Annotated in this window: 15 protein-coding genes; 9 read left to right on the forward strand and 6 right to left on the reverse strand. The window is 45.8% G+C overall.

Annotated features, from left to right (window positions below; genetic code table 11):
* Positions 1 to 45: 45 nt before the first annotated feature.
* The gene (locus sps_RS02590; RefSeq protein WP_077751044.1) at positions 46 to 705 is read right to left on the reverse strand and encodes a response regulator transcription factor; all 660 of its coding nucleotides are present in this window, start codon (positions 703 to 705) and stop codon (positions 46 to 48) included.
* 221 nt (positions 706 to 926) lie between these two features.
* Complete coding sequence (locus sps_RS02595; RefSeq protein ID WP_077751045.1) at positions 927 to 1,355, reverse strand: acyl-CoA thioesterase; 429 nt, start codon at positions 1,353 to 1,355, stop codon at positions 927 to 929.
* A gap of 441 nt (positions 1,356 to 1,796) precedes the next feature.
* Here sps_RS02595 and sps_RS02600 point away from each other — a divergent pair, with 441 nt between their 5' ends.
* From sps_RS02600 to sps_RS02610, 3 genes are all read left to right on the forward strand, one after another.
* Positions 1,797 to 5,186 carry a glycosyl hydrolase family 18 protein gene (locus sps_RS02600; protein ID WP_077751046.1) on the forward strand — a complete coding sequence of 1,130 codons (3,390 nt, stop codon included), beginning with the start codon at positions 1,797 to 1,799 and terminating at the stop codon, positions 5,184 to 5,186.
* Positions 5,187 to 5,381: 195 nt separating this feature from the next.
* Complete coding sequence (locus sps_RS02605) at positions 5,382 to 8,060, forward strand: glycosyl hydrolase family 18 protein (RefSeq protein WP_077751047.1); 2,679 nt, start codon at positions 5,382 to 5,384, stop codon at positions 8,058 to 8,060.
* 119 nt (positions 8,061 to 8,179) lie between these two features.
* Entirely contained in the window at positions 8,180 to 9,361 is a 1,182-nt protein-coding gene (locus sps_RS02610; protein ID WP_077751048.1) for a lytic polysaccharide monooxygenase, read from the forward strand.
* A 75-nt stretch (positions 9,362 to 9,436) separates the two neighbouring features.
* On the opposite strand, the gene sps_RS02615 is transcribed toward sps_RS02610, so the two are convergent.
* Together sps_RS02615 and ppsR are read right to left on the reverse strand one after the other, a co-directional pair.
* On the reverse strand, positions 9,437 to 10,498 hold the full coding sequence (locus sps_RS02615) for a 3-deoxy-7-phosphoheptulonate synthase (protein WP_077751049.1): 1,062 nt from the start codon (positions 10,496 to 10,498) through the stop codon (positions 9,437 to 9,439).
* 164 nt (positions 10,499 to 10,662) lie between these two features.
* Positions 10,663 to 11,475: a posphoenolpyruvate synthetase regulatory kinase/phosphorylase PpsR gene (gene ppsR / locus sps_RS02620; RefSeq protein ID WP_077751050.1), complete on the reverse strand. Its 813-nt coding sequence runs from the start codon at positions 11,473 to 11,475 to the stop codon at positions 10,663 to 10,665.
* Positions 11,476 to 11,601: 126 nt separating this feature from the next.
* On the opposite strand from ppsR, the gene ppsA reads away from it, so the two are divergent.
* The 5 genes from ppsA to sps_RS02645 all read left to right on the forward strand — a co-directional run bounded on the left by ppsA (position 11,602) and on the right by sps_RS02645 (position 18,698).
* On the forward strand, positions 11,602 to 13,971 hold the full coding sequence (ppsA, locus tag sps_RS02625) for a phosphoenolpyruvate synthase (RefSeq protein ID WP_077751051.1): 2,370 nt from the start codon (positions 11,602 to 11,604) through the stop codon (positions 13,969 to 13,971).
* A 117-nt stretch (positions 13,972 to 14,088) separates the two neighbouring features.
* Positions 14,089 to 17,145 carry a D-2-hydroxyglutarate dehydrogenase YdiJ gene (gene ydiJ / locus sps_RS02630; RefSeq protein ID WP_077751052.1) on the forward strand — a complete coding sequence of 1,019 codons (3,057 nt, stop codon included), beginning with the start codon at positions 14,089 to 14,091 and terminating at the stop codon, positions 17,143 to 17,145.
* 90 nt (positions 17,146 to 17,235) lie between these two features.
* Entirely contained in the window at positions 17,236 to 17,688 is a 453-nt protein-coding gene (locus tag sps_RS02635) for a DUF1285 domain-containing protein (protein ID WP_077751053.1), read from the forward strand.
* A 132-nt stretch (positions 17,689 to 17,820) separates the two neighbouring features.
* Positions 17,821 to 18,240: a MarR family winged helix-turn-helix transcriptional regulator gene (locus sps_RS02640; protein WP_077751054.1), complete on the forward strand. Its 420-nt coding sequence runs from the start codon at positions 17,821 to 17,823 to the stop codon at positions 18,238 to 18,240.
* Positions 18,241 to 18,338: 98 nt separating this feature from the next.
* The gene (locus tag sps_RS02645; protein ID WP_237157978.1) at positions 18,339 to 18,698 is read left to right on the forward strand and encodes a PliI family lysozyme inhibitor of I-type lysozyme; all 360 of its coding nucleotides are present in this window, start codon (positions 18,339 to 18,341) and stop codon (positions 18,696 to 18,698) included.
* A 70-nt stretch (positions 18,699 to 18,768) separates the two neighbouring features.
* On the opposite strand, the gene sps_RS02650 is transcribed toward sps_RS02645, so the two are convergent.
* Together sps_RS02650 and sps_RS02655 are read right to left on the reverse strand one after the other, a co-directional pair.
* Positions 18,769 to 19,113: a hypothetical protein gene (locus sps_RS02650; RefSeq protein WP_077751056.1), complete on the reverse strand. Its 345-nt coding sequence runs from the start codon at positions 19,111 to 19,113 to the stop codon at positions 18,769 to 18,771.
* A 208-nt stretch (positions 19,114 to 19,321) separates the two neighbouring features.
* Positions 19,322 to 20,356 (reverse strand): Leu/Phe/Val dehydrogenase, encoded by a 1,035-nt coding sequence (locus sps_RS02655; RefSeq protein ID WP_077751057.1) that lies wholly within the window; start codon positions 20,354 to 20,356, stop codon positions 19,322 to 19,324.
* 253 nt (positions 20,357 to 20,609) lie between these two features.
* On the opposite strand from sps_RS02655, the gene sps_RS02660 reads away from it, so the two are divergent.
* A complete protein-coding gene (locus sps_RS02660; protein ID WP_077751058.1) occupies positions 20,610 to 21,053 on the forward strand; it encodes a DUF4826 family protein in 444 nt (147 codons plus the stop codon).
* The last annotated feature ends 48 nt before the right edge of the window (positions 21,054 to 21,101 follow it).

Genomic DNA, 21,101 nt, shown 5'->3' on the forward strand with positions numbered 1-21,101 from the left:
AATCTAAACTGATTGGCTTTTTGCTTCAATTACATCTGAGTTTGACTAGAGCTCCACTTTTTCCATTTCTAGCTGTTGTAATGAGATAACAGCTTGGGTGCGATTTCTTACACCTAACTTACGAAATATCGCCGTGGCGTGAGCCTTGATGGTGGCTTCCGATACGCCTAAGTCATAGGCAATTTGCTTATTGAGTAGGCCTTCGGCAAACATCTGCAGCACCTTGTACTGCTGTGGGGTAAGATCTGCAAGCTTGCTAGCCATCAGATCCGTCGCGTCTTCCTTTATTTCCTGTATCTCAGCATGATCCGGTAACCAGATATCCCCATAGAGCACCGAGGTCAGGGCTGCAGCCAGTGTTTCCATCGAAGCTGATTTAGGGATAAATCCTGAGCTACCATAATGCATAGCACGGCTGATGGTCATATTATCTTCATGAGCCGAAATAACAATGACAGGGAGATCGGGAAAGTGGGTTCGCAGATGGATCAAGGTGGAATACCCGTGGGAGCCAGGCATCTGAAGGTCTAGCATGACTAAGTCATAGGCTTGATCTTTATTTTCAAGCAGGCTTTGAAGAGCATCGGCACTGTCTGCTTCAAACCAGTTGGTGTCAGAGAAGGGACCACTCAAGGCATGTCGTAAGGCATTACGAAATAGCGGGTGATCATCGGCAATAATTATGTCTAAATTTTCTAGCTTCATGGCTTTATATTTTATTTCGTTGCGCGTGAAGATTACATCAATGTAACAGAAAAAGTAGGAAGGGGACTATTGGTTTATGGTTATTTGGTGGTGATTTAGCCTTAAAACAGGTTTTTTTAAGACTTAGGTCTAGTGTTCAAGCACAAGGGTCTTCAGGAGATGAAGGTGTCGGGCGAAAATTGGCCAATCGAGGCAGTGAATACCGTCACTGCCATTTATTTTTATCTCTCTTGTGTCCAGACTTGGGTGGGTTGTCTGTCATCATCTACGGCAACGAAAGTGAAGACGCCTCGAATGGCATGCTCTCTGTGATCTTTATACATGTCTTCGACAAAAATGTTTACTTCGACTTTCAAAGAAGTATTACCCACATGGATCACCCTAGCGATGATTTCGGCCAAGCTACCTGCTGGAATCGCTTTCTTGAAGTCAATTCTGTCGGAACTCACAGTAACCAAAGGTTTACGGCAGAAGCGAGTGGCTGCAATAAAGGCGGTTTCATCCATCCAAGCTAAGGCTTCACCACCGAACAGAGTGTTGTGGTGGTTGGTAATAGATGGAAAAATGGCCTTAATGACTCGGGCTTCTGATTGTTCTATTCGGGTATTCATCACTGGTGAGCGACATTCGGGTGTTTGGGATAATGGCATACGGCAACCTAAGGTTATGCTAGTTCAATATTGGCGGAATAGAGAGAGCAGAATTATAGTGAAACTTCCCGCCTAAAGGAAACATTATTAAACGTGCGTTTAATGTCCGTTACTTAGTGGTTTATTGAGGTTTAATTATGTTGAACGTAGTAAATAAGCAAATATAATGCATAATCCGTCGCTAGCGATGTAGTTGTTAGTCATTGATAAATAAATTTAAAATTAATAAAGTTATAAAGAGTGGGTTTATTATTATATTAAACTAATAAACAAACTCATATTAAGTGTGTAGTTTAATAGTATCCAAATTACTTCATAACCAACAGGTTGAAGTGATCGGGTTTAAATACCGATGAAGTTATCTTGCAGTTATGTTATTGAGTTTTGTTGTCTCTATATTTAGGTAGTTCGGTACAACTAAATAATAATAGGAATAATCAAATGAGTAACAATACTGCATATTTTGGCAGACGACATCGTCTCGCTTTAATAATAAGCACATCGCTCTTGAGTCAAGCCGTGGTAAGCCAAGCTTACGCTGTCGATTGCCAAGAGGTCGCACCTTGGTTAGCCGATACTGTGTATGCTAGTACCACTCAGGTCACCCAGCAAAATTCCCTCTATCAAAATAAATGGTGGACCACCAACGAGTCACCTGTGGATGCCGGTGAGTGGGGCGTGTGGGAAACCTTAGGTCAATGCGATGGCGCCTTAAACCAAGCACCAACCGTAAGCATACTCGCACCCCAAGCCGACAGTACTATTAATCTACATGATGAGGTGGTGCTTAACGCCGAAGCGGCTGACAGTGATGGCACGGTAGACAGTTTGGTATGGACGGTAAACGATATCGTGGTGACCAGTCCTTGGTCAGCAGATCTTCAAGGCGCAGTCGTATTGAAAGCCATTGCTACCGATGATGACGGTGCATCGACTGAGCAGCTGGTTAATATCACCGTGGTGAACAGCCAGAATCTATCGCCTGTGACGACAATAACTTCGCCAACAAATGACAGCGCTGTCAAGTTTGGCGATTCGGTACTTGTTACTGCTAATGCATCGGATCCCGATGTTGGCGATAGTATATCTAAGGTTGAACTGCTTGTTGACGGTACTCTAGTGAGCACCGATACCAGCGCACCTTATGAGTTTAGTTGGGTGACTACTTCTACAGGAGGTCATAGTCTGCAATCGCGAGCATTTGACGCTCAAAATGACAGCGCTGTCTCTGAGGTGGTCAACATAAATGTGACTGCGGCTAATCAGTTGCCAAGTGTGCAGCTATCAGCGCCTACTGCAAACTTCACTCTGGCCGTTAACGGTGAGTTAGCGGTGAGTGCAGATGCTCAAGACAGTGATGGTGAGATAGCGTCGGTCAGCTTCTTCGCTAATGGTGTCTTGATTGAAACTGACACCATAGCGCCATACTCAACACGATATAGCGCGGTACAAGCTGGCGATCTTTCTATCTCAGCCGAAGCCACAGATAACTTGGGAGCGACTACGCTTTCAGGTGCTGTCATTGGCTATGTGGGTGATAGACCGACTAGCCATGAGGCCTGTAGACCCGATGGGCTAGAGGGCGACTCTGTTTATTGCGATATTTACGATGAACAGGGCCGCGAGAAGATGGGCGCGGATCATGCCCGCCGCGTGATTGGTTACTTTACCTCTTGGAGAAATGGCACCAATGGCCAACCTAGCTATCTGGTGAACGATATACCATGGGATAAGATCACCCATATTAACTATGCATTCGCCCATGTTAATAGTGACAACAAGGTGTCTGTTGGCAACCCAAATAGTCTAGAAAACCCTGCCACGGGTATGACGTGGGATGGCGTTGTCGGTGCTGAGATGGATCCAGAATTTAGCTATAAGGGACATTTCAACCTGCTCAACAAGTACAAAAAACAACACCCTCAGGTGAAAACCTTGATCTCAATTGGTGGTTGGGCCGAGACCGGGGGCTATTTCGATGATACTGGCAATCGCGTTGCCAGTGGCGGCTTCTATGAGATGACCAAGACCCAAGCCGGGATCAATACCTTTGCCGATTCTGTGGTGGAGTTTTTGCAAACCTATGGTTTCGATGGCGCCGATATCGATTATGAGTATGCAACCTCAATGGCGAAATCCGGTAATCCAGATGACTTTGCCATCGCCGATCCGCTTCGAGCGACTCTGTTTGGTCAATACGATCTATTAATGAAAACCCTGCGTGAGAAGCTAGATACAGCTGGTAAGCAAGATAACAAGCACTACATGCTTACCGTTGCAGCCCCTGCATCGGGCTATTTGCTTCGCGGTATGGAAGCGTATCAGATGACGCGCTTTCTCGATTACGTCAACATCATGAGTTATGACCTGCACGGTGCCTGGAATGATTTTGTTGGCCATAACGCCGCGCTCTATGACACAGGTGAAGATGCCGAGCTGGCATTTTGGGATGTGTACTCCACCGCGCAATATGGTGGCATTGGATATCTCAACACTGACTGGGCTTATCACTATTTCCGCGGCGCTATGCCAGCGGGTCGTATTAACATAGGTCTGCCTTATTATACCCGAGGCTGGCAAGGGGTCACTGGTGGGTCAAATGGTCTGTGGGGTAAGGCGGCATTACCAGATCAAGCCTCTTGTCCATCGGGTACAGGTGAAGGCGACAATAACTGTGGCTACGGAGCGCAGGGGATAGATAACCTCTGGCACGATCTCGATAAAGACGGCAACGAGATGTTTGCCGGCTCTAACCCCATGTGGCATGCAAAAAATCTAGAGCAGGGCATAACCGGCAGTTACCTTGCAAGTTATGGGCTAGATCCAGCCAATGATCCTGCCGATAAGCTGACGGGAACGTACGAGCGCCATTACGATAATGTCGCTCAGTCTTCCTGGTTGTGGAATCCATCGAAGCAGGTTTATCTGTCTACCGAAGATGAGCAGGTGATGAATACTAAGGTCCAGTATGTGGTCGACCAAGGTATAGGTGGTGTGATGTTCTGGGAGCTGGCTGGTGATTTTGACTGGTATCCGGAGCGTAATTCTGGTCAAGGTGAATATTTTATCGGCGAGACGATGACAACTATTGCTTACGATAAGTTTGCCAGTGCGACGCCTTACGGTAATTCCGTCAGTAACTCTCCGGCGCTGGCTAATGCCTTAGCCTTGAGCGCGAGCTTGTCGGGTTACAAGGTGGGAGACAGTAATTACCCCATCACACCGACACTCACGATCACTAACAACAGCCAGAGCACCATACCTGGCGGTGCCGTGTTTGAGTTTGATATCTCAACCTCAACCTCTTCACAAATAAGCGATCAATCGGGGATGAACTTAGCGGTTGTGACTGATGGCTCAAACGCTGCATCGGGTAATGTTGGTGGATTAGAAAATGATTTCCATCGGATTAGTTTTACCTTGCCTAGTTACAAGTCTATCGCACCAGGCGCCGATTTTGGTGGCACCATTAAGTATTATATACCTGTGTCTATGCCATCTAACTTTACCGTCACGTTCGGTGGGATCACCTATGATTTTGGCCAAGGTGGTGAAACTGTGCCTGATGAATGTGAGTTAGATCCTACCGCGCCAGGTTGTGGTGATACCACGCCACCAACAACTGACTCATGTAGCGATGCCAATATCGATCCCTCTGTTATTCCGGCTTATCCTAACTTCCCTCAGACTGACTGGGCGGGTAATCCCAGTCACGCTTCAGGTGGGGACAGGATGAAAGATGAGACGGCCGTGTTTGTTGCGCTTTGGTGGACCAATGCCAAGCCGAGTACCTCGAGCGGCGATTGGGACTTTGTTTGTAACTTTAACTAAGGGTGAACTCAGTTATTACCTACGTAAGACATTAATTGCATGAGTAATTAACTGAAAAGTTCAATTAAATAATTGATTGGCTAAGCCTATATTTGAGCGGGCCAGACTAGGGTACTGGTTCGCTTTGTTACAGGCTACTGGTTGCTGCAATGGACCTAAGTCGGCGACATTTGCTATGCCAAATGGAGCAATAAAATGAGTAATTTATTAACCATACACAAGAGACAATTTTGTCAATCTGTACTGGCCGTCTCACTGGCTTTAAGTACTAGTACACAGGTATATGCACAAGAGGCTGCTAAGAATACCGATGATCATGATAAAGATATCATAGGCTACATCACCCAGTGGGAGCCATGGAAAGACACTAAGGCTGGGTTTGTTGCCAAAGGTGCGGCAAACCATCTTAATGTCGATATGAGCCAGTATACGGTGCTGAATTTTTCATTCTTCGGGGTTGCCGTCGATGGCTCACTGCATTCGGGGGATTTTAGAAACAAGAATATCTACAAGCAAGGGACAGTGCAGCAACCTGCGGAGCTCTTGATGGGGGATGTGTATAGTAGCTGGGATTACTTCTTAATTTTTGGTGAGCTGTTACCCAGTTATAGCCTCACAGCGGAAGCCGAGGAGCAAGGCTTTGTGCTCGATGGCAGTGGTTGGAAAAATACCGTCTATGGCACTAAAGGCTCTATGCCGATCCCTGTTAAGAAGTCTGGCGGCGCACCAGGTTTAATTGAGAAAGCCCATGCCAATGGCGTTAAGGTGATGGCATCTATCGGTGGTTGGTCCATGTGTCGGCATTTTCCTGAGATGGCGGCCGATCCTACCAAGCGGGCCAAATTTATGGAGGGGGTCGATCAGCTGATGGCACTTGGCTTCGATGGTATCGATCTCGACTGGGAATATCCGGGTCCCTATTCAGGAATGAACTTCATCGGTAGTGAAGCCGACTATGATAATTTTCTGACTTTAGTACAGGAGATAAGAGACAGGATAGGCGCGGATAAACTCATTAGCGCCGCATTTTCTGCCGATACGCGAAAGTTAGAAGGGTTTAACTGGGAGCAACTCGAGCTGGTCATGGATGATTTCAACATGATGAGTTACGACTTTAATGGAGGTTGGTCAAATATTGCCGGTCATAACTCGCCTCTGTACAACTATGAAGGGGCTGAGGCACCAAACTTTAACTGGGACTACCTGACTCAGTGGATGCTGGATAAGGGCATCGAACGTTCAAAAATCAATATGGGCAGCGCCTTTTATGGCAGAGGTGTAGTGACCCAAGATGGTGCTGTGCTTAATGGCGCTACCAAGAAGCGGGATGTGACCATTCAACCAGATGGTCCCATTAGCACGTCTGCCGATTATGATAATTGGAAGGTGGAAGTCTACGACGGCACACCCAACTACTTCTTTATTAAGCAACAGGAAACGAGCTGGACTCTGCACTGGGATGATGAGGCTAAGGTGCCTTATATGACGAAGGGGAACTACTTCCTTAGCTATGACGATGAGGAGTCAATTGGGTTAAAGGCGCAGTACATTAACGATCAGGCTTTGGGCGGCACCATAGTGTGGCACGTGGCTGGCGATCAACAATGTTTAGGCGGCACGACCACCTATGGCGGTAAGCTAGTAGAGTGTGGATCCCTTAATCCTACCTTAGTCAATAAACTCAATAATGTATTTGCAACGGGCTGCAGCGGATGCCCGACAGTGCGGATCACATCACCCAATATTGGCGATGTGTTCTCTCCAGGGGATGATATTAACTTTTCCGTTGAAGCCAGTGATGCAGATGGTGAGGTCACTCGAGTCGATTACTTTAATGCTGGTACCAAGATAGGCAGCAGCGATATTTCACCCTTCGATTTTCGTTGGACAGAGGTTGCTGAGGGCAGTTACGCAATCACAGCACTAGCGGTAGATAATCAAGGTAATGAAAAGGCGTCTTCAAAAGTCATGGTTGAGGTGAATGAGGATCACCTCAAACCTGAAGTCACAGTATCTAAGCCTGAAGCGAAAGTGATACAGGAGTCACTTACCGAGCTATTGCTGGTGGCAAGAGCCGAATTTTCTGCCGGTTCTATCACATCCGTTGAGTTTTCCGTCGATGGTCAGCTGGTTGATACACTCAGCAGTGGTGGACCTAATTATCAAACCACTTGGCTTCCCAGCCAATATGGTACCCATCAACTCATTGTTACCGCGCAAAATAATTTAGGTTATCAGCAATCATCCAGTCGTGATTTTCAAATCGTACTGTGTGATGCGGCTGCTTGGGACTCAAGCTTAGTGTACACCTCACAAGAAGTACTCTACGAGGGTAAGCTATATCAGGCTAAATGGTGGAACCAAAATCAACGCCCCGATACTGGTGACGCCTGGGAATTAGTACGTGACTGTGCACCAGATAATAGTGGCAGTGAACCTGAGATTTCCATCATTCGTCCCGTCGATGGCACGAGTGTCAGTCAAGGCGATACCATTGCTATTACTGCCGATGCGCTCGACAGTGATGGCGCAGTGACTCAGGTGGAGTTTTTCGTTGCAGGTAATTTGATAGCGGCAAGTAATACATCCCCTTATCAGGCGAGTTGGACGGCTGACATTACCGACGATGTCACTCTGATGGTAAAAGTTACCGATAATGCTGGGTTAACCAATTCCAGCGCCGTGGCCATCAAGGTAGAAGCGGGGAGTAGTTCATGCAGTTTACCTGAGTGGTCAGCATCAGACATCTATACCGGTGGCGAGAGCGTGTCTTATGAAGGTCAAGAGTACCAGGCCAAATGGTGGACTACCAATGAAGTGCCTACCGCATCGGGTGAGTGGGGCGTATGGGAATCATTGGGGTCTTGCCAATAACCCCATGATCACTTTCTAACGTTGACAGATATTAAGCGCCACTTGGGGCCTAATATCTTTTTACTTATTTTGATTGAAGTAGTACTCAGTAGTACTGCCTAAATAATGAGTGAGGAATTATGAAAAATTCAATTCAAATTATCATCAGTCTTGGCCTAGTCATGGCATTGTTAAGCTTTCAGTTCGTTCAAGCCCACGGCTTTATGGAAAACCCTAAGGCACGTCAGCAGTTCTGTGTCGAAGCGGGGGGCTATTGGTGGCCCGAAGATGGCTCGGCCATTCCTAACTTGGCTTGTCGGGCGGCATTTCTCGCCAAGGGCACTAAACCTTTCGTGCAAAATAATGAGTTTTCGGTCAATGTCATCGACTATCACAATATCGAAGCGGTAAAGCTGGCTATCCCAGATGGTCAGCTCTGCGCCGGTGGAGACATAGATAAATCCGGTATGGATATCGCTTCAACATACTGGCAGCGTAGTCTTATCACCCCGGATAGCGAGGGTAATGTGACAGTGACTTTCGATGCTCATACTCCCCACAACCCCAGTTTTTGGGAGTTTTACTTGTCCTCGCCTAGCTTCGATGCCGCCAGCGAAACTTTAAGTTGGCAAAAACTCGATCTTATCGCCGAGGTGGGCGATGTTGGCGTTATCAGTCTCGATGGTCGTAACGTGTACCAGATAACGATTCCCTTTCCTCAAGATCGTCTTGGTGCTGCGACCCTGTACACTCGATGGCAGCGTGAAGATTCAGCAGGTGAAGGTTTCTACAATTGCAGTGATATTACCATAGTAAGTGATACTCAACCCCAAGAGTGGACCGAGTTAGACCAATATATCATCAATGGTTTAACGGCTAATGAAGGCGATGAAGTCTGGTTCCGTCTATTTAGTTCCATGGGCGATGAGTTGGTGTTTGAGAAAATCACGGTGGAGCAGTCAAACCTGGCTATTGAGATATGGGCAAGGCAATTGTCGCAGCAGGTGTTGCAGCATTCATCGCAGCTACGGGTCGGGATCAAATCCCTGGGTGATGAAATTGTCTATTCAGAGGATCTCGCTCTTAATAAAGTCTGGGTTAAGCAGCCTGGTCTGACTTTTAGACTGGATATAAAAGCGCCTAGCGAGCCACCTAAAACATGCACCCTGTCTCTATGGAGTGAATCTGGGATCTATAACAGCGGTGATTTAGTGGTACATGAGTCACTCAGTTACCAAGCTAAGTGGTGGACTAAGAATGAACTCCCATCCGCATCGGGTGAGTGGGGCGTGTGGGAGCTATTGGGAGTGTGTCAGCAATGATATTGATGGATTTTTAGATCAAAAAAGGCTTCCCAGCAATGCTGAGAAGCCTTTTTATACGGTATTAGCTGTTAATTAGCTAAGCTTATTCATTCTGGCTCTCGATGCCTTAGCGAGGGAGCGAAGCAGTTTTTCTGAATCTTCCCAATGCAAACAAGCATCTGTGATGCTCTTGCCATAGACCAATTCTTCTCCAGGGATAACCTTCTGGTTACCCTCTTCGATGAAACTTTCAGCCATGATACCGGCGACAGCCGTCGAGCCTTCATTCATCTGTTTGATGATGCTGTCGGCGACAATAAGTTGCTGGGCATGTTTCTTCTGGCTGTTGCCATGGCTGAAGTCGACAACCATACGATGAGAAACACCTACACTTTGCAGCTGCTCTGCAGCGGCATTGACGTCTTCAGCGTGATAGTTAGGTTGCTTACCACCACGAAGGATGATGTGGCCAAATGGGTTACCGCTAGTGCGATAAACTGCCATGGCGCCGTCTTTATCGGGAGAATAGAAAATGTGCGGCTCTTTAGCAGCGCGTACGGCATCGATGGCAATATTAATGTTGCCGTTGGTGCCATTTTTAAAACCTACCGGACAAGACAGCGCCGATGCCATCTCACGGTGAATTTGGCTTTCGGTAGTACGTGCGCCTACAGCCCCCCAAGTGATCAGGTCGGCAATATATTGCCCGTTCACCATATCGAGAAACTCCGTGGCGATAGGTAACTTAAGCTCTGTGATCTCTTGCAATAGCTGACGAGCGAGTCGTAAGCCTTTATTGGCATTGAAACTGCCATCGAGATCAGGATCTGAGATTAGGCCTTTCCAACCCACTGTGGTGCGCGGTTTTTCAAAATAGACACGCATCAGGATACAGAGATCGTCTTTTAGCTCTTGATGTAATTTAGCTAAACGTTTGGCGTAATCTATGGCTGCTGTTGTGTCATGAATAGAGCAGGGACCTATGATAACTAATAATCTTTGGTCTTCGCCTGTGAGGATCGCTTCAACTTCGCGTCTCTGCTGAACCAGGTAATCGGCAGCATCTTGTGTTAAGGGGAACTCAGAAGCTAATTTAGCGGGAGAAATTGCCTTACATAATAAAGTGGTGCGTAGTTCGTCTGTTTTAATGGTCATTAACTATACCGAGCGTTCGTAAGGGCATTTAGCCTGATTGCTTCGGATTATAACGAATAGTTTAAAGATGCACAGCGCCTTAATCACGAAAAGTGAGGCTAATTTCGGCTCTCTGTGCATAAAGGTTGACAAATAAGTGAATATTTAAGCATTTTTGCCGTTTTTTAAAACATATGACGTTCCAGTCCGGTGACATCGAGGATCTTAGTCGCTATCTCTTCTACCGAGTGATTGGTGGTGTTGACGTAGGGGATACGCTCGCGCTTGTACATCATCTCTACCTCTTTAACTTCGATGCGACACTGACGCAATGAAGAGTAACGGCTGTTTTCCATGCGACTCTGGCGTATCTCATGTAGCCGAACCGGATCTATGGTTAGACCGAATAGTTTCTTCTTATTACGTTTGAGCTCTTCAGGAAGCTTAAGGTTATCCATGTCATCTTCGACAAAGGGATAGTTAGCAGCTTTGATACCGAATTGCATTGAAAGGTAGAGGCTGCTTGGAGTTTTGCCACAACGAGATACACCTAATAGTACTAAGTCTGCTTTATCTATGTTCTTTAATGTCTGACCATCATCATTGTCCATGGTGTAATTGATGGCTTCTATTCGCGCCTCGTAGCCTTCATTTGCCTTGCCATGGGTTCGATGAACCACGGGAGAGGCCTTCATTCCCAATTGTTTCTCTAATGGAGCGACAAAAGTGTTCAAAAAGTCATAATCTATGCCTTCACTGCTGAAGATGATGTCTCGTATCTCAGGTTTGACGATAGAATGGAAGACTAAGGGACGCTCACCTGTTGTAATAAAACAATCATCTATTTGCGCTTTAATAGTTTGAGCTTTTGATTTCGTTTCGACGAAGGGAATTGTAAGTGCGTCAAATTCAACGGGAAATTGTGAGAGAACCGCATGGCCAAACACCTCTGCCGTGATGGCGGTACCGTCTGAGATATAAAAAACTTTACGTAACATTTTGACCTCTTGTAGTAATAAAATTACAAATAAAATTATAGATTTACGCTTCCTGCGATGGAGTGTAAAATGCCGCTGCCCTCCTGTGAAGGGGCTACACTGAAATAAACTTGCGGAGATAGAACTGTGCAGCAATATGTACTCTGGTATCAAGAATTAGGCATGGGTGACGTCAACAAGGTAGGCGGTAAGAATGCTTCTCTTGGAGAGATGATTAGCAACTTAGCTAATGCAGGCGTTCAAGTGCCTGGCGGTTTTGCCACCACCTCTTACGCGTTCAATGAGTTTCTTGAACAAAGCGGACTGAACCAGAAGATATACGACATTCTAGATGTTCTAGATGTAGATGACGTGAACGCACTCGCTACAGCCGGTGCACAGATCAGACAATGGGTGATAGATACCCCATTCCACCCCGAATTTGAGCAGGCCGTAAGAGATTCTTACGACAAGCTTTCCTCTGAAACTAAGGATGCGTCTTTCGCAGTTCGCTCTTCAGCGACTGCAGAAGATATGCCCGATGCATCATTTGCCGGTCAGCAAGAAACCTTCCTTAACGTTAAAGGTTATGACGCAGTTCTTATAGCGATGAAGCATGTATTTGCTTCCTTGTTCAACGATCGCGCTATCTCTTACCGCGTTCACCAAGGTTATGACCATAAAGGTGTCGCTCTGTCTGCTGGCGTGCAGCGCATGGTTCGCTCTGACACTGCAGCTTCCGGTGTTATGTTCACGATGGACACTGAGTCGGGCAACAATGATGTGGTATTTATTACCTCTTCATTCGGCCTGGGTGAAATGGTTGTACAAGGCGCGGTCAACCCAGATGAGTTTTATGTCCACAAGCCAATTTTAACCGCCGGCCACCAAGCGGTTGTTCGTCGCAACATCGGCAGCAAGCTGATTCAGATGGTGTATTCCGATGATGAGTCCCATGGCAAGCAAGTCAAGATTGAAGATGTTGTCGCTGAGAAGCGTCGCGAATTCTCAATCAATGACGACGAAGTCATGGAACTGGCTAAACAAGCCATGGTCATCGAAAAGCACTACGGACGTCCAATGGACATCGAGTGGGCTAAAGATGGCAATGACGGTAAGCTTTATATCGTTCAAGCTCGCCCAGAGACTGTGCGTTCTCGTGAAGATGTACAGTTGATTGAACGCTATCATCTTAAGACTAAGGGTGAGGTACTCTGTGAAGGCCGCGCCATCGGTCATAAGATAGGCAGTGGTGTGGCTAAGGTTCTGGCTTCAATTGAAGACATGGACCAGATTAAAGAGGGTGATGTACTGGTCACCGATATGACAGATCCCGATTGGGAGCCTATCATGAAACGCGCCAGCGCCATTATCACTAATCGTGGTGGTCGTACGTGCCATGCGGCAATTATCGCCCGTGAATTAGGTGTACCAGCTGTTGTAGGTTGTGGTGACGTGACCGAGCGCATCAAGACAGGTCAAAACATTACAGTTTCTTGCTCAGAGGGAGATACTGGTTTCATCTATGAAGGTATTCAGGAGTTTGAAGTCACTTCATCTCGTGTCGATTCTATGCCTGATCTTCCAATGAAGATCATGATGAACGTGGGTAACCCGGACAGAGCGTTCGATTTTGCACGCCTTCCTAATGCCGGTGTTGGCCTTGCGCGTCTTGAGTTCATCATCAACCGTATGATTGGTATTCATCCTAAGGCGCTACTTGAGTTCAATCAGCAAGATGCTGCGCTTCAGGAAGAAATTCACGAGATGATCGCGGGCTATTCATCCCCTGTTGAGTTCTATATTGCACGTCTCGTCGAAGGCATGGCGACTATCGCATCTGCTTTCTATCCGAAGAAAGTGATTATTCGTATGTCTGACTTTAAGTCGAACGAATACGCTAACTTGGTAGGTGGTGACAGATACGAGCCTGAAGAAGAGAACCCTATGTTGGGCTTCCGTGGTGCTAGTCGCTACATCTCTGACTCTTTCCGTGACTGTTTCGCACTGGAATGTGAAGCCATCAAGCGTGTCCGTAATGAGATGGGTCTGACTAACGTCGAGATCATGATCCCATTCGTTCGTACTCTAGGTGAAGCGGCTCAGGTGATTGAGCTACTGAAAGAGGAAGGTCTTGAGCGCGGTAAAGATGGTCTTCGCGTCATCATGATGTGTGAACTGCCTTCTAATGCATTGCTTGCGGAGCAGTTCCTTGAGTACTTCGATGGTTTCTCTATCGGATCTAACGATTTGACTCAGCTGACGCTAGGTCTGGATCGCGACTCTGGTATCATCAGCCACCTGTTTGATGAGCGTAACGAAGCGGTTAAAATCCTGCTAGCTATGGCCATTAAAGCGGCTAAGGCTAAGGGTGCATATGTTGGCATTTGTGGTCAGGGACCTTCAGATCATGCAGATTTCGCAGCCTGGTTAGTTGAGCAAGGCATAGATACCGTATCACTGAATCCAGATACTGTAATTGATACCTGGTTATACTTGGGTAAAGAAAACAGTTAATTATTCTTAAAATAGAATAAGCTAATTTGAAAAGCCGCTGTATAGCGGCTTTTTTTTGTGTCAAATTTTTATATAATAGCGCTCATAATTACATAAATATAATAGACAGAAACATATATGTTACCTAACGCTAAGCTGCCTAAGTTATCCCATGAAAATACCCTTGAGCCTGAATACCTTGCCTTCTTAATCGCGCTCGAACAAAGTGAATTCAGCGGTGACATAGACAAGCGTTACAGTGCACGCTTAGCTCAGGCAACGGATAACTCAGTCTATCAATTTCTGCCACAGGCTGTCTTATACCCAAGGAATCAACAAGATGTGTCTCTTGCCCTTGAACTAGCTTCACGAAAAGAGTTCGATACTGTGGTCTTCAGTGCTCGCGGCGGTGGCACAGGCACCAATGGCCAGTCACTGACTCATGGTTTTATCTTAGATCTTTCTCGTTACCTCAATAGCGTGCTGGAGATCAACGCCGAGGAAGGGTGGGTGAGAGTTGAGGCCGGTGTGGTCAAGGATGCTCTCAACGATGCGCTGAGGGAGCACGGCTTCTTCTTCAGTCCGGATCTGTCGACATCGAACCGCGCAACCATGGGAGGCATGATAAATACAGACGCTTCAGGGGCGGGCTCTCTGGTCTATGGCAAGACTTCCGATCATGTACTCGAGCTATCCAGCGTATTATATGATGGCAGCATATTGAATACTTATGCAATTAAGCGTGAAGAAGTGAAAAATGTCACCGGAATCACCAATAATCCATTAGGTCAGCAATTAATCGCTAAGATTGCCGATATGTGCAGTGACAATCGTGGTGAGATCGAAATACGTTTTCCTAAGCTCAATCGATTTCTCACCGGATATGATCTGAAAAATGTCTGGAATGATGAGTTAACCGAATTTAACCTGTCGCGTATTTTAACTGGCTCCGAAGGCACTTTAGCGGTGATCACTGAGGCTAAATTAGATATCACGCCTCTGCCTGATGTACGTATGATGGTCAACATCAAATATGACTCATTCGAGTCTGCGCTGCGCCATGCCCCCGAGCTGGTCAAAGCCAACGCTACAGTAGTTGAAACTGTCGATTCTAAGGTTCTCAATTTAGCGCAACAAGATATTATCTGGCACTCTGTCTCTGAGCTGATTAAAGATGTGCCTGGCAGTCGTATCGATGGCTTGAACATGGTGGAGTTTGCCGGTGAAAGAGAGGACGTTGAAGCGAGAGTATCGACACTTATTTCCAGTCTGGATACTCAGCTTGCGGCAGGTTCTTGTGGTTTACTGGGTTATCAGCAGACAAGCGATAAAGCCAGTATCAATATGATCTACGCCATGCGTAAGAAGGCGGTTGGTTTGCTAGGGGCGATGAAGGGGCGGCGTAAGCCCATAGCCTTTGCCGAAGATACCGCGGTGCCGCCGGAGAAGCTAGCCGACTTTATTATGGAGTTTAGGGCCTTGCTCGACAGCCATAAATTACAATATGGCATGTTTGGTCATGTGGATGCGGGGGTATTGCATGTGAGGCCAGCGCTGGACATGTGTGATATCAATGACGAAAAATTGTTGAAGCAAGTTTCCGATCAAGTCGCTGAATTGACCCTTAAATATGGCGGCTTGATGTGGGGAGAGCACGGTAAAGGGGTGCGCGGTGAGTATGGCCCCGCGGTATTTGGTGAACATCTGTATGGCCTGCTCGAAGAGGTGAAGGGCTTGTTCGATCCCCATAATAAGCTCAATCCGGGCAAGCTGGTGGCGCCCAAAGGTGCTGGTACATTAATCTACAATGTCGATAGTGCCAAACGTGGCAGCTTAGATCGACAGATCCCAATACAGACCCGAGATGCATTCCCCGATGTGATGAACTGTAATGGTAATGGCCTGTGTTTTAACTACAGCAGCTATTCACCCATGTGTCCCTCATTTAAGGCCACAGGTGACAGAGTTCAATCGCCGAAGGGTCGTGCGGGCTTGATGCGAGAGTGGCTGCGTCTGCTCGAAAAAGAAGGTGTGGATGTTGTAGAGCTTGCTAAACAAAAGCCTCAGGGTTTGCTGCAAAGGGCTCAAAATAGCTTAAAAGCCAAGAGTGAGTATGACTATTCTCATGAAGTCATGGAGTCTTTGAAGGGCTGTTTAGCCTGTAAGGCCTGTGCATCTCAGTGTCCGGTTAAGGTCGATGTGCCTAAGTTTAGGGCGCAATTTTTTAATATCTACTACCAGAGGTATCTACGTCCGGCAAAAGATTATCTAGTGGTCGGCATCGAAGATTCTCTACCCTTGATGGCTATCGCACCCAGATTGACAAACGCGGTGGCTCAAAACGGCGTCAGTCAATGGGTGATCAAGAAGTCTTTAGGCTATGTGGATGCGCCGGCTTTATCTGTGCCTACTCTTAAGCAGAAATTGGATGGTCATGGGTGTAGGGGTTACGATCTTGAGGCGCTGGAGGCTATTAGTGATGATGAACGTCATCAATATGTCTTGGTTGTACAGGACCCATTTAATAGCTTCTATGAGGCCGACACGGTTTATCATTTCATCAAGCTCATTGAGAAGATGGGGCTTAAGCCAGTGTTGTTGCCCTATAAACCTAATGGTAAGCCCATCCATATTAAAGGTTTCTTGGATAAATTTGCTAAGACGGCTCAATCCTCGGCAGATTTTTTGACCAAGTTGCACGCATTGAACATGCCCATGGTGGGGGTAGATCCTGCCATGGTGCTATGTTACCGCGATGAATATCGAGAAGTGTTAGGTGATGCCAGAGGAGATTTCGAGGTTAAGCTGTCCAGCGAGTGGCTGCTTGAGGCGATAAAATCCATGCCTGCGGTGACGGAGCAGGTTAATCAAACAGGCTTTACTTGGTTTAGTCACTGTACTGAATCAACCGCTAAGCCGAGTACTGGCGCCGAGTGGAAGACGATTTTTTCTCACTTTGGTGCCAAACTTGAAACTGTCAGTCTAGGGTGTTGCGGTATGGCTGGTACCTATGGTCATGAACTCGAAAACAAAGAACGTTCTAAATCCTTGTATGAGATGTCATGGGAGAAGGCTATGGAGGCGGTGCCTCAGGAGCAGGTTTTGGTGTCGGGTTACTCTTGTCGAAGTCAGGTGAAGCGTTTTGGTGGTTTCAAACCAAGGCATCCGGTGCAGGCTTTACTGAACTTACTTTAATCATTGTCGCAAATGATATAAAAAGGCTAGGTTATCCTAGCCTTTTTATTGGTTTTCTATTAATAGTTTGGCAATTGGTATGGGGATGAAATGAGCAAAAAAACAGAAAATAGCAAGGTTGAGGGAGTCGATATTGCATTGAAGCAATTGAGGCAAGGTAATGCCTTATGTATGGAAACGGTTTTATTTCATATCGATAACCAAGGGCAGTGGTTTTACCAAAATGAATCTCTGCCAACAAAGTTTGCGCGTCTGTTCAGTAGTATTTTGCACTGTATCGAGCAAGAGTACTTTCTGATCACACCCGTTGAGAAACTTAAGGTATCGGTGGAATCAGTTCCTCTCATTATCGTTGATTATCAAGCGCTAGAAAGCGGAAGTTTTGAGCTGGTGACAAGTCTCGAGACCCAGTTTGATATCGAAGGAATAAATTCATTTACAATAGTGGAAGACGGCGTCTTCGTTGAGTTGTCTAATGGGCTAGCAGCTAAACTCGGTAGGGCCTGTTATTATCGATTCGTAGAAGAATACGTTCTGGAGTGAAGCTGGTATAAAGAAAATTTAAGTTAAGGCTTTGATGTTATATCGTTTTCATAATTAGTTTTGAGTATTGCTAGTTTCTTGTGAGCTTAGTGGTAGTATTAAATTAGGTTCTTATTGAATTGGAGGTGCTAGTTGAAACATTATGAAAGTCTTGGTTACTTGGTATCTCACTTGAATATTGATCTTCAAAATGCACTAGATGAGAAACTCAAACGATACCAACTCGATATTAAGCTTTGGCCAGTTCTTTTTGCCCTTTGGCAAGAGGAGGGGATAACACAAACTGAATTATCAAAGCGCTGTGATGTAGCTAACTACACCATGACTAGACTATTAGACCAACTCCAATCACAAGGGTTAATACATCGCCACCAAGAAGCCGATAATCGTCGTGCCTTTCAGATTTTTTTAACCGATATAGGCAAGGCTCTGGAACAAGATTTAATCTGTGAAGCCGAAAGGGTCAATGATAATTTTCTGGTAAACTTGTCGGAAGATGAGCAAGCGTCTTTTGTCCTCATGCTCAATAAGATTAATCGCTTTCCTACCTGATCGGTTAAGATATGTGCCATTGGTCTCAATAGGCACTCATTAAAATGTTCAAGTCTCCCTCTATCCTCGTCTGTTCTCTTTTGTTGAGTGCATGCTCTGTGAATCTTCAGCAGGCAGAAGATCCGTCTACAAAACAGCTTGTGAGGGAGAAAAATTCTTTCCAAGTTTATGTAACTAAAGTTGAGCTGGCATCAGGTTACACCTTAGTGGTGTCCGAAGGGCTATTGGAGCCGAGATCGATAGGAAGTGTTACCGTAAAACTGTATCGGGATTTAACCCTAGGAGACTTTGTTTCGGCAGTCTCATTCTCCCGAGATGGGACCATATTCGAGTCGGTACTGGTTGAGAATGCTACGAACAAGCAACAGCTGTCAATTACCACTGTCACTGCAGGAAGTGGAAACTATCAAACTAGCCAATTCATCTGTATCCAAGGTGAGAAAATGAGTCTTTGCTAGCGCATAGATGCTGAGCTGTTTATGCCTATCCGCCAGTGGCGTAACTGGCTGTGCTATTTAGTCAATGCTATCAGTTTAGTAACAGTAACAGTAAGCCTGACAATGTCGCGAAGATAGTCATGTTTTGCAGTAACTTTCTACTCTTAACCAAGTTTTCTCTCCCCTGATTAATACTGGTAATGAAGCTGTTACTCTTATAAATCCGACAGATCATTTCTTCAGAGGTTGGGTCTATAAATAACTGAAAACGAAATGGTTTCCCATCATTTAGTTGAATGTTATGTTCACTGTTTTGGCCAAAGTTGAGTTTTCTTGAGACCCGTTTCCCATTGATATAAACTTGCTCTAAACCACACCAGTTGCTGGCCTGAAGTTCAATCACGTCTTGGTTGAGATCATACCTGAAAGTCACCATAGCATTTTCCTATGCGAGTAAACGAGCCTCTAAGTTAAGCTGACAAATATGACATTTTCCAGTGCAGTTTAATTAAATTTCTGTGTCTGATTGGTATCTATTTGGCTGAGTTGGAAATTTATTTTTAGAAATAAAAAATGGGACAAAAATTTATATTTTGTCCCATCAAAATAGTTAAAAAAACTGTAGTAATGTTACCGATATTTACCTATTTTTTTGCCGCTTCGATGATCTTGCGTGCCATCTCATCGGCAACAGAAGCGGTTGTGCGATCTTGTGCATCTGATGCGTTAAAAATCGTCATCAAGGTGTTGTAGATTTCTTCGACTTTCTTCGTTGATATGCTTGCATCATAGTCTTTTTCGAAAGAGACATTGATGATGCCACCGGCATTGATAACATAATCAGGTGCATAAAGAACTCCCATTTCTTTCAGCTTCTCGCCGTGACGTGCTTCGGCTAACTGATTATTGGCACAACCTGCGACTATGCTGGCTTTAAGCAGTGGGATTGTAGTGTCGTTGATGGTAGCACCCAGTGCACAAGGCGCATAAATATCGACATCTTGATGATAAATATCTTGAGGAGCAACGACTATGGCACCAAATTCGGCAGCAGCTTTATCTAGAGAAGCCTGATGTATGTCAGTGACGATGAGCTCTGCACCTTCTTGGTGTAGGTGACGACAGAGATAATAGCCAACATGACCCACACCTTGGACTGATATCTTGAGTCCCTTGAGTGAGTCGACACCTAGCTTATGCTTCGCCGCTGCTTTTATGCCTAAATAAGTTCCTAGTGCGGTGAAGGGCGATGGATCACCGCTCTTTCCTTCGAGTCCCGCCATGTAAGGCGTTTCTTCATGGGCGATCATGATGTCTTTTGTCGATACCCCGACATCCTCTGCGGAGTAATATTTACCACCCAGAGCGTCGATACAGCGACCAAAGGCGCGAAAGAGGGCTTCACGGTCTTGAAGTTTAGGGTCTGCGATGATGACAGACTTACCGCCACCCATGGTGAGCCCCGCGAGGGCGTTCTTATAGGTCATGCCACGTGATAGGCGTAACACATCGTTTAATGCCTCGTCATCTGACTCATAATTCCACATTCTACAACCGCCAACGGCCGGTCCAAGATTGGTGTTATGAATGGCAATGATGGCTTTTAAGCCACTTTCTTTGTCTTGACAAAATACGACCTGTTCATGATCGTCGAAAGAGATATGATTAAATACAGCCACGTACAGTTCTCCACTTGGGGATGTAAACGCCAGGGCTCAAAGAGTTAGTCTGACGGCTTGTTATATTTATTGCAGAACGATAGCATTTAGCGATACTCTCGATAAAGTAAAGATTCGGATTAATTGTGATCTGTGTGGCAATCTAGCTTTCCACTTTACGTCAACGTAAAGCTGGTGGTTGTTTTAATGCTCAAATTGCATTAGAGAGTGAAGTGAAATCAATAAGTGTAGAATAATAAGATAGGGATCCAGTATGACGGAACAAGCAGTCGATCAAACTCCAGCGCTAACAGCAGAACAACAAGAAGAACTTAGGCAAGAGTGGATCAGAGAACATTTTCAAAAGGCGAACCACTTCTTAGCTGAAAAGGGCGTTATACCTAGTAAGGTCATTGCAGATGAGAGCCGTTATCTAGCCCCATATGTTGCGGTTTGGAAGATGGAGTCTAAGCAACCTAAGAAGCAGACGTTTTGGGTAATGTCAGGCGATCTTCCCTCGGATTATGTTGATGTGAAAGTGGCGGCAACGGCGCGAGATGCTCTACGTCATTTCTCTATGATGTGGCAATTAAAAGCCGAAAATTTACAAAAAAGTGGGGCTACAAATGAGCCGACTCAAGCCAAGTTTGCCCAACTTTTGGTATCAAGGGCCGAAAGCTTGTATCACATTCATAACGATGAAAAACTCTGGGGCTAACATAAGCTTAGGTAGATGATTCTCTGATTTCAGAGACATTCAATCGAT

The sequence above is a fragment of the Shewanella psychrophila genome (genome assembly GCF_002005305.1).
GTDB classification, from domain to species: Bacteria; Pseudomonadota; Gammaproteobacteria; order Enterobacterales; family Shewanellaceae; genus Shewanella; species Shewanella psychrophila.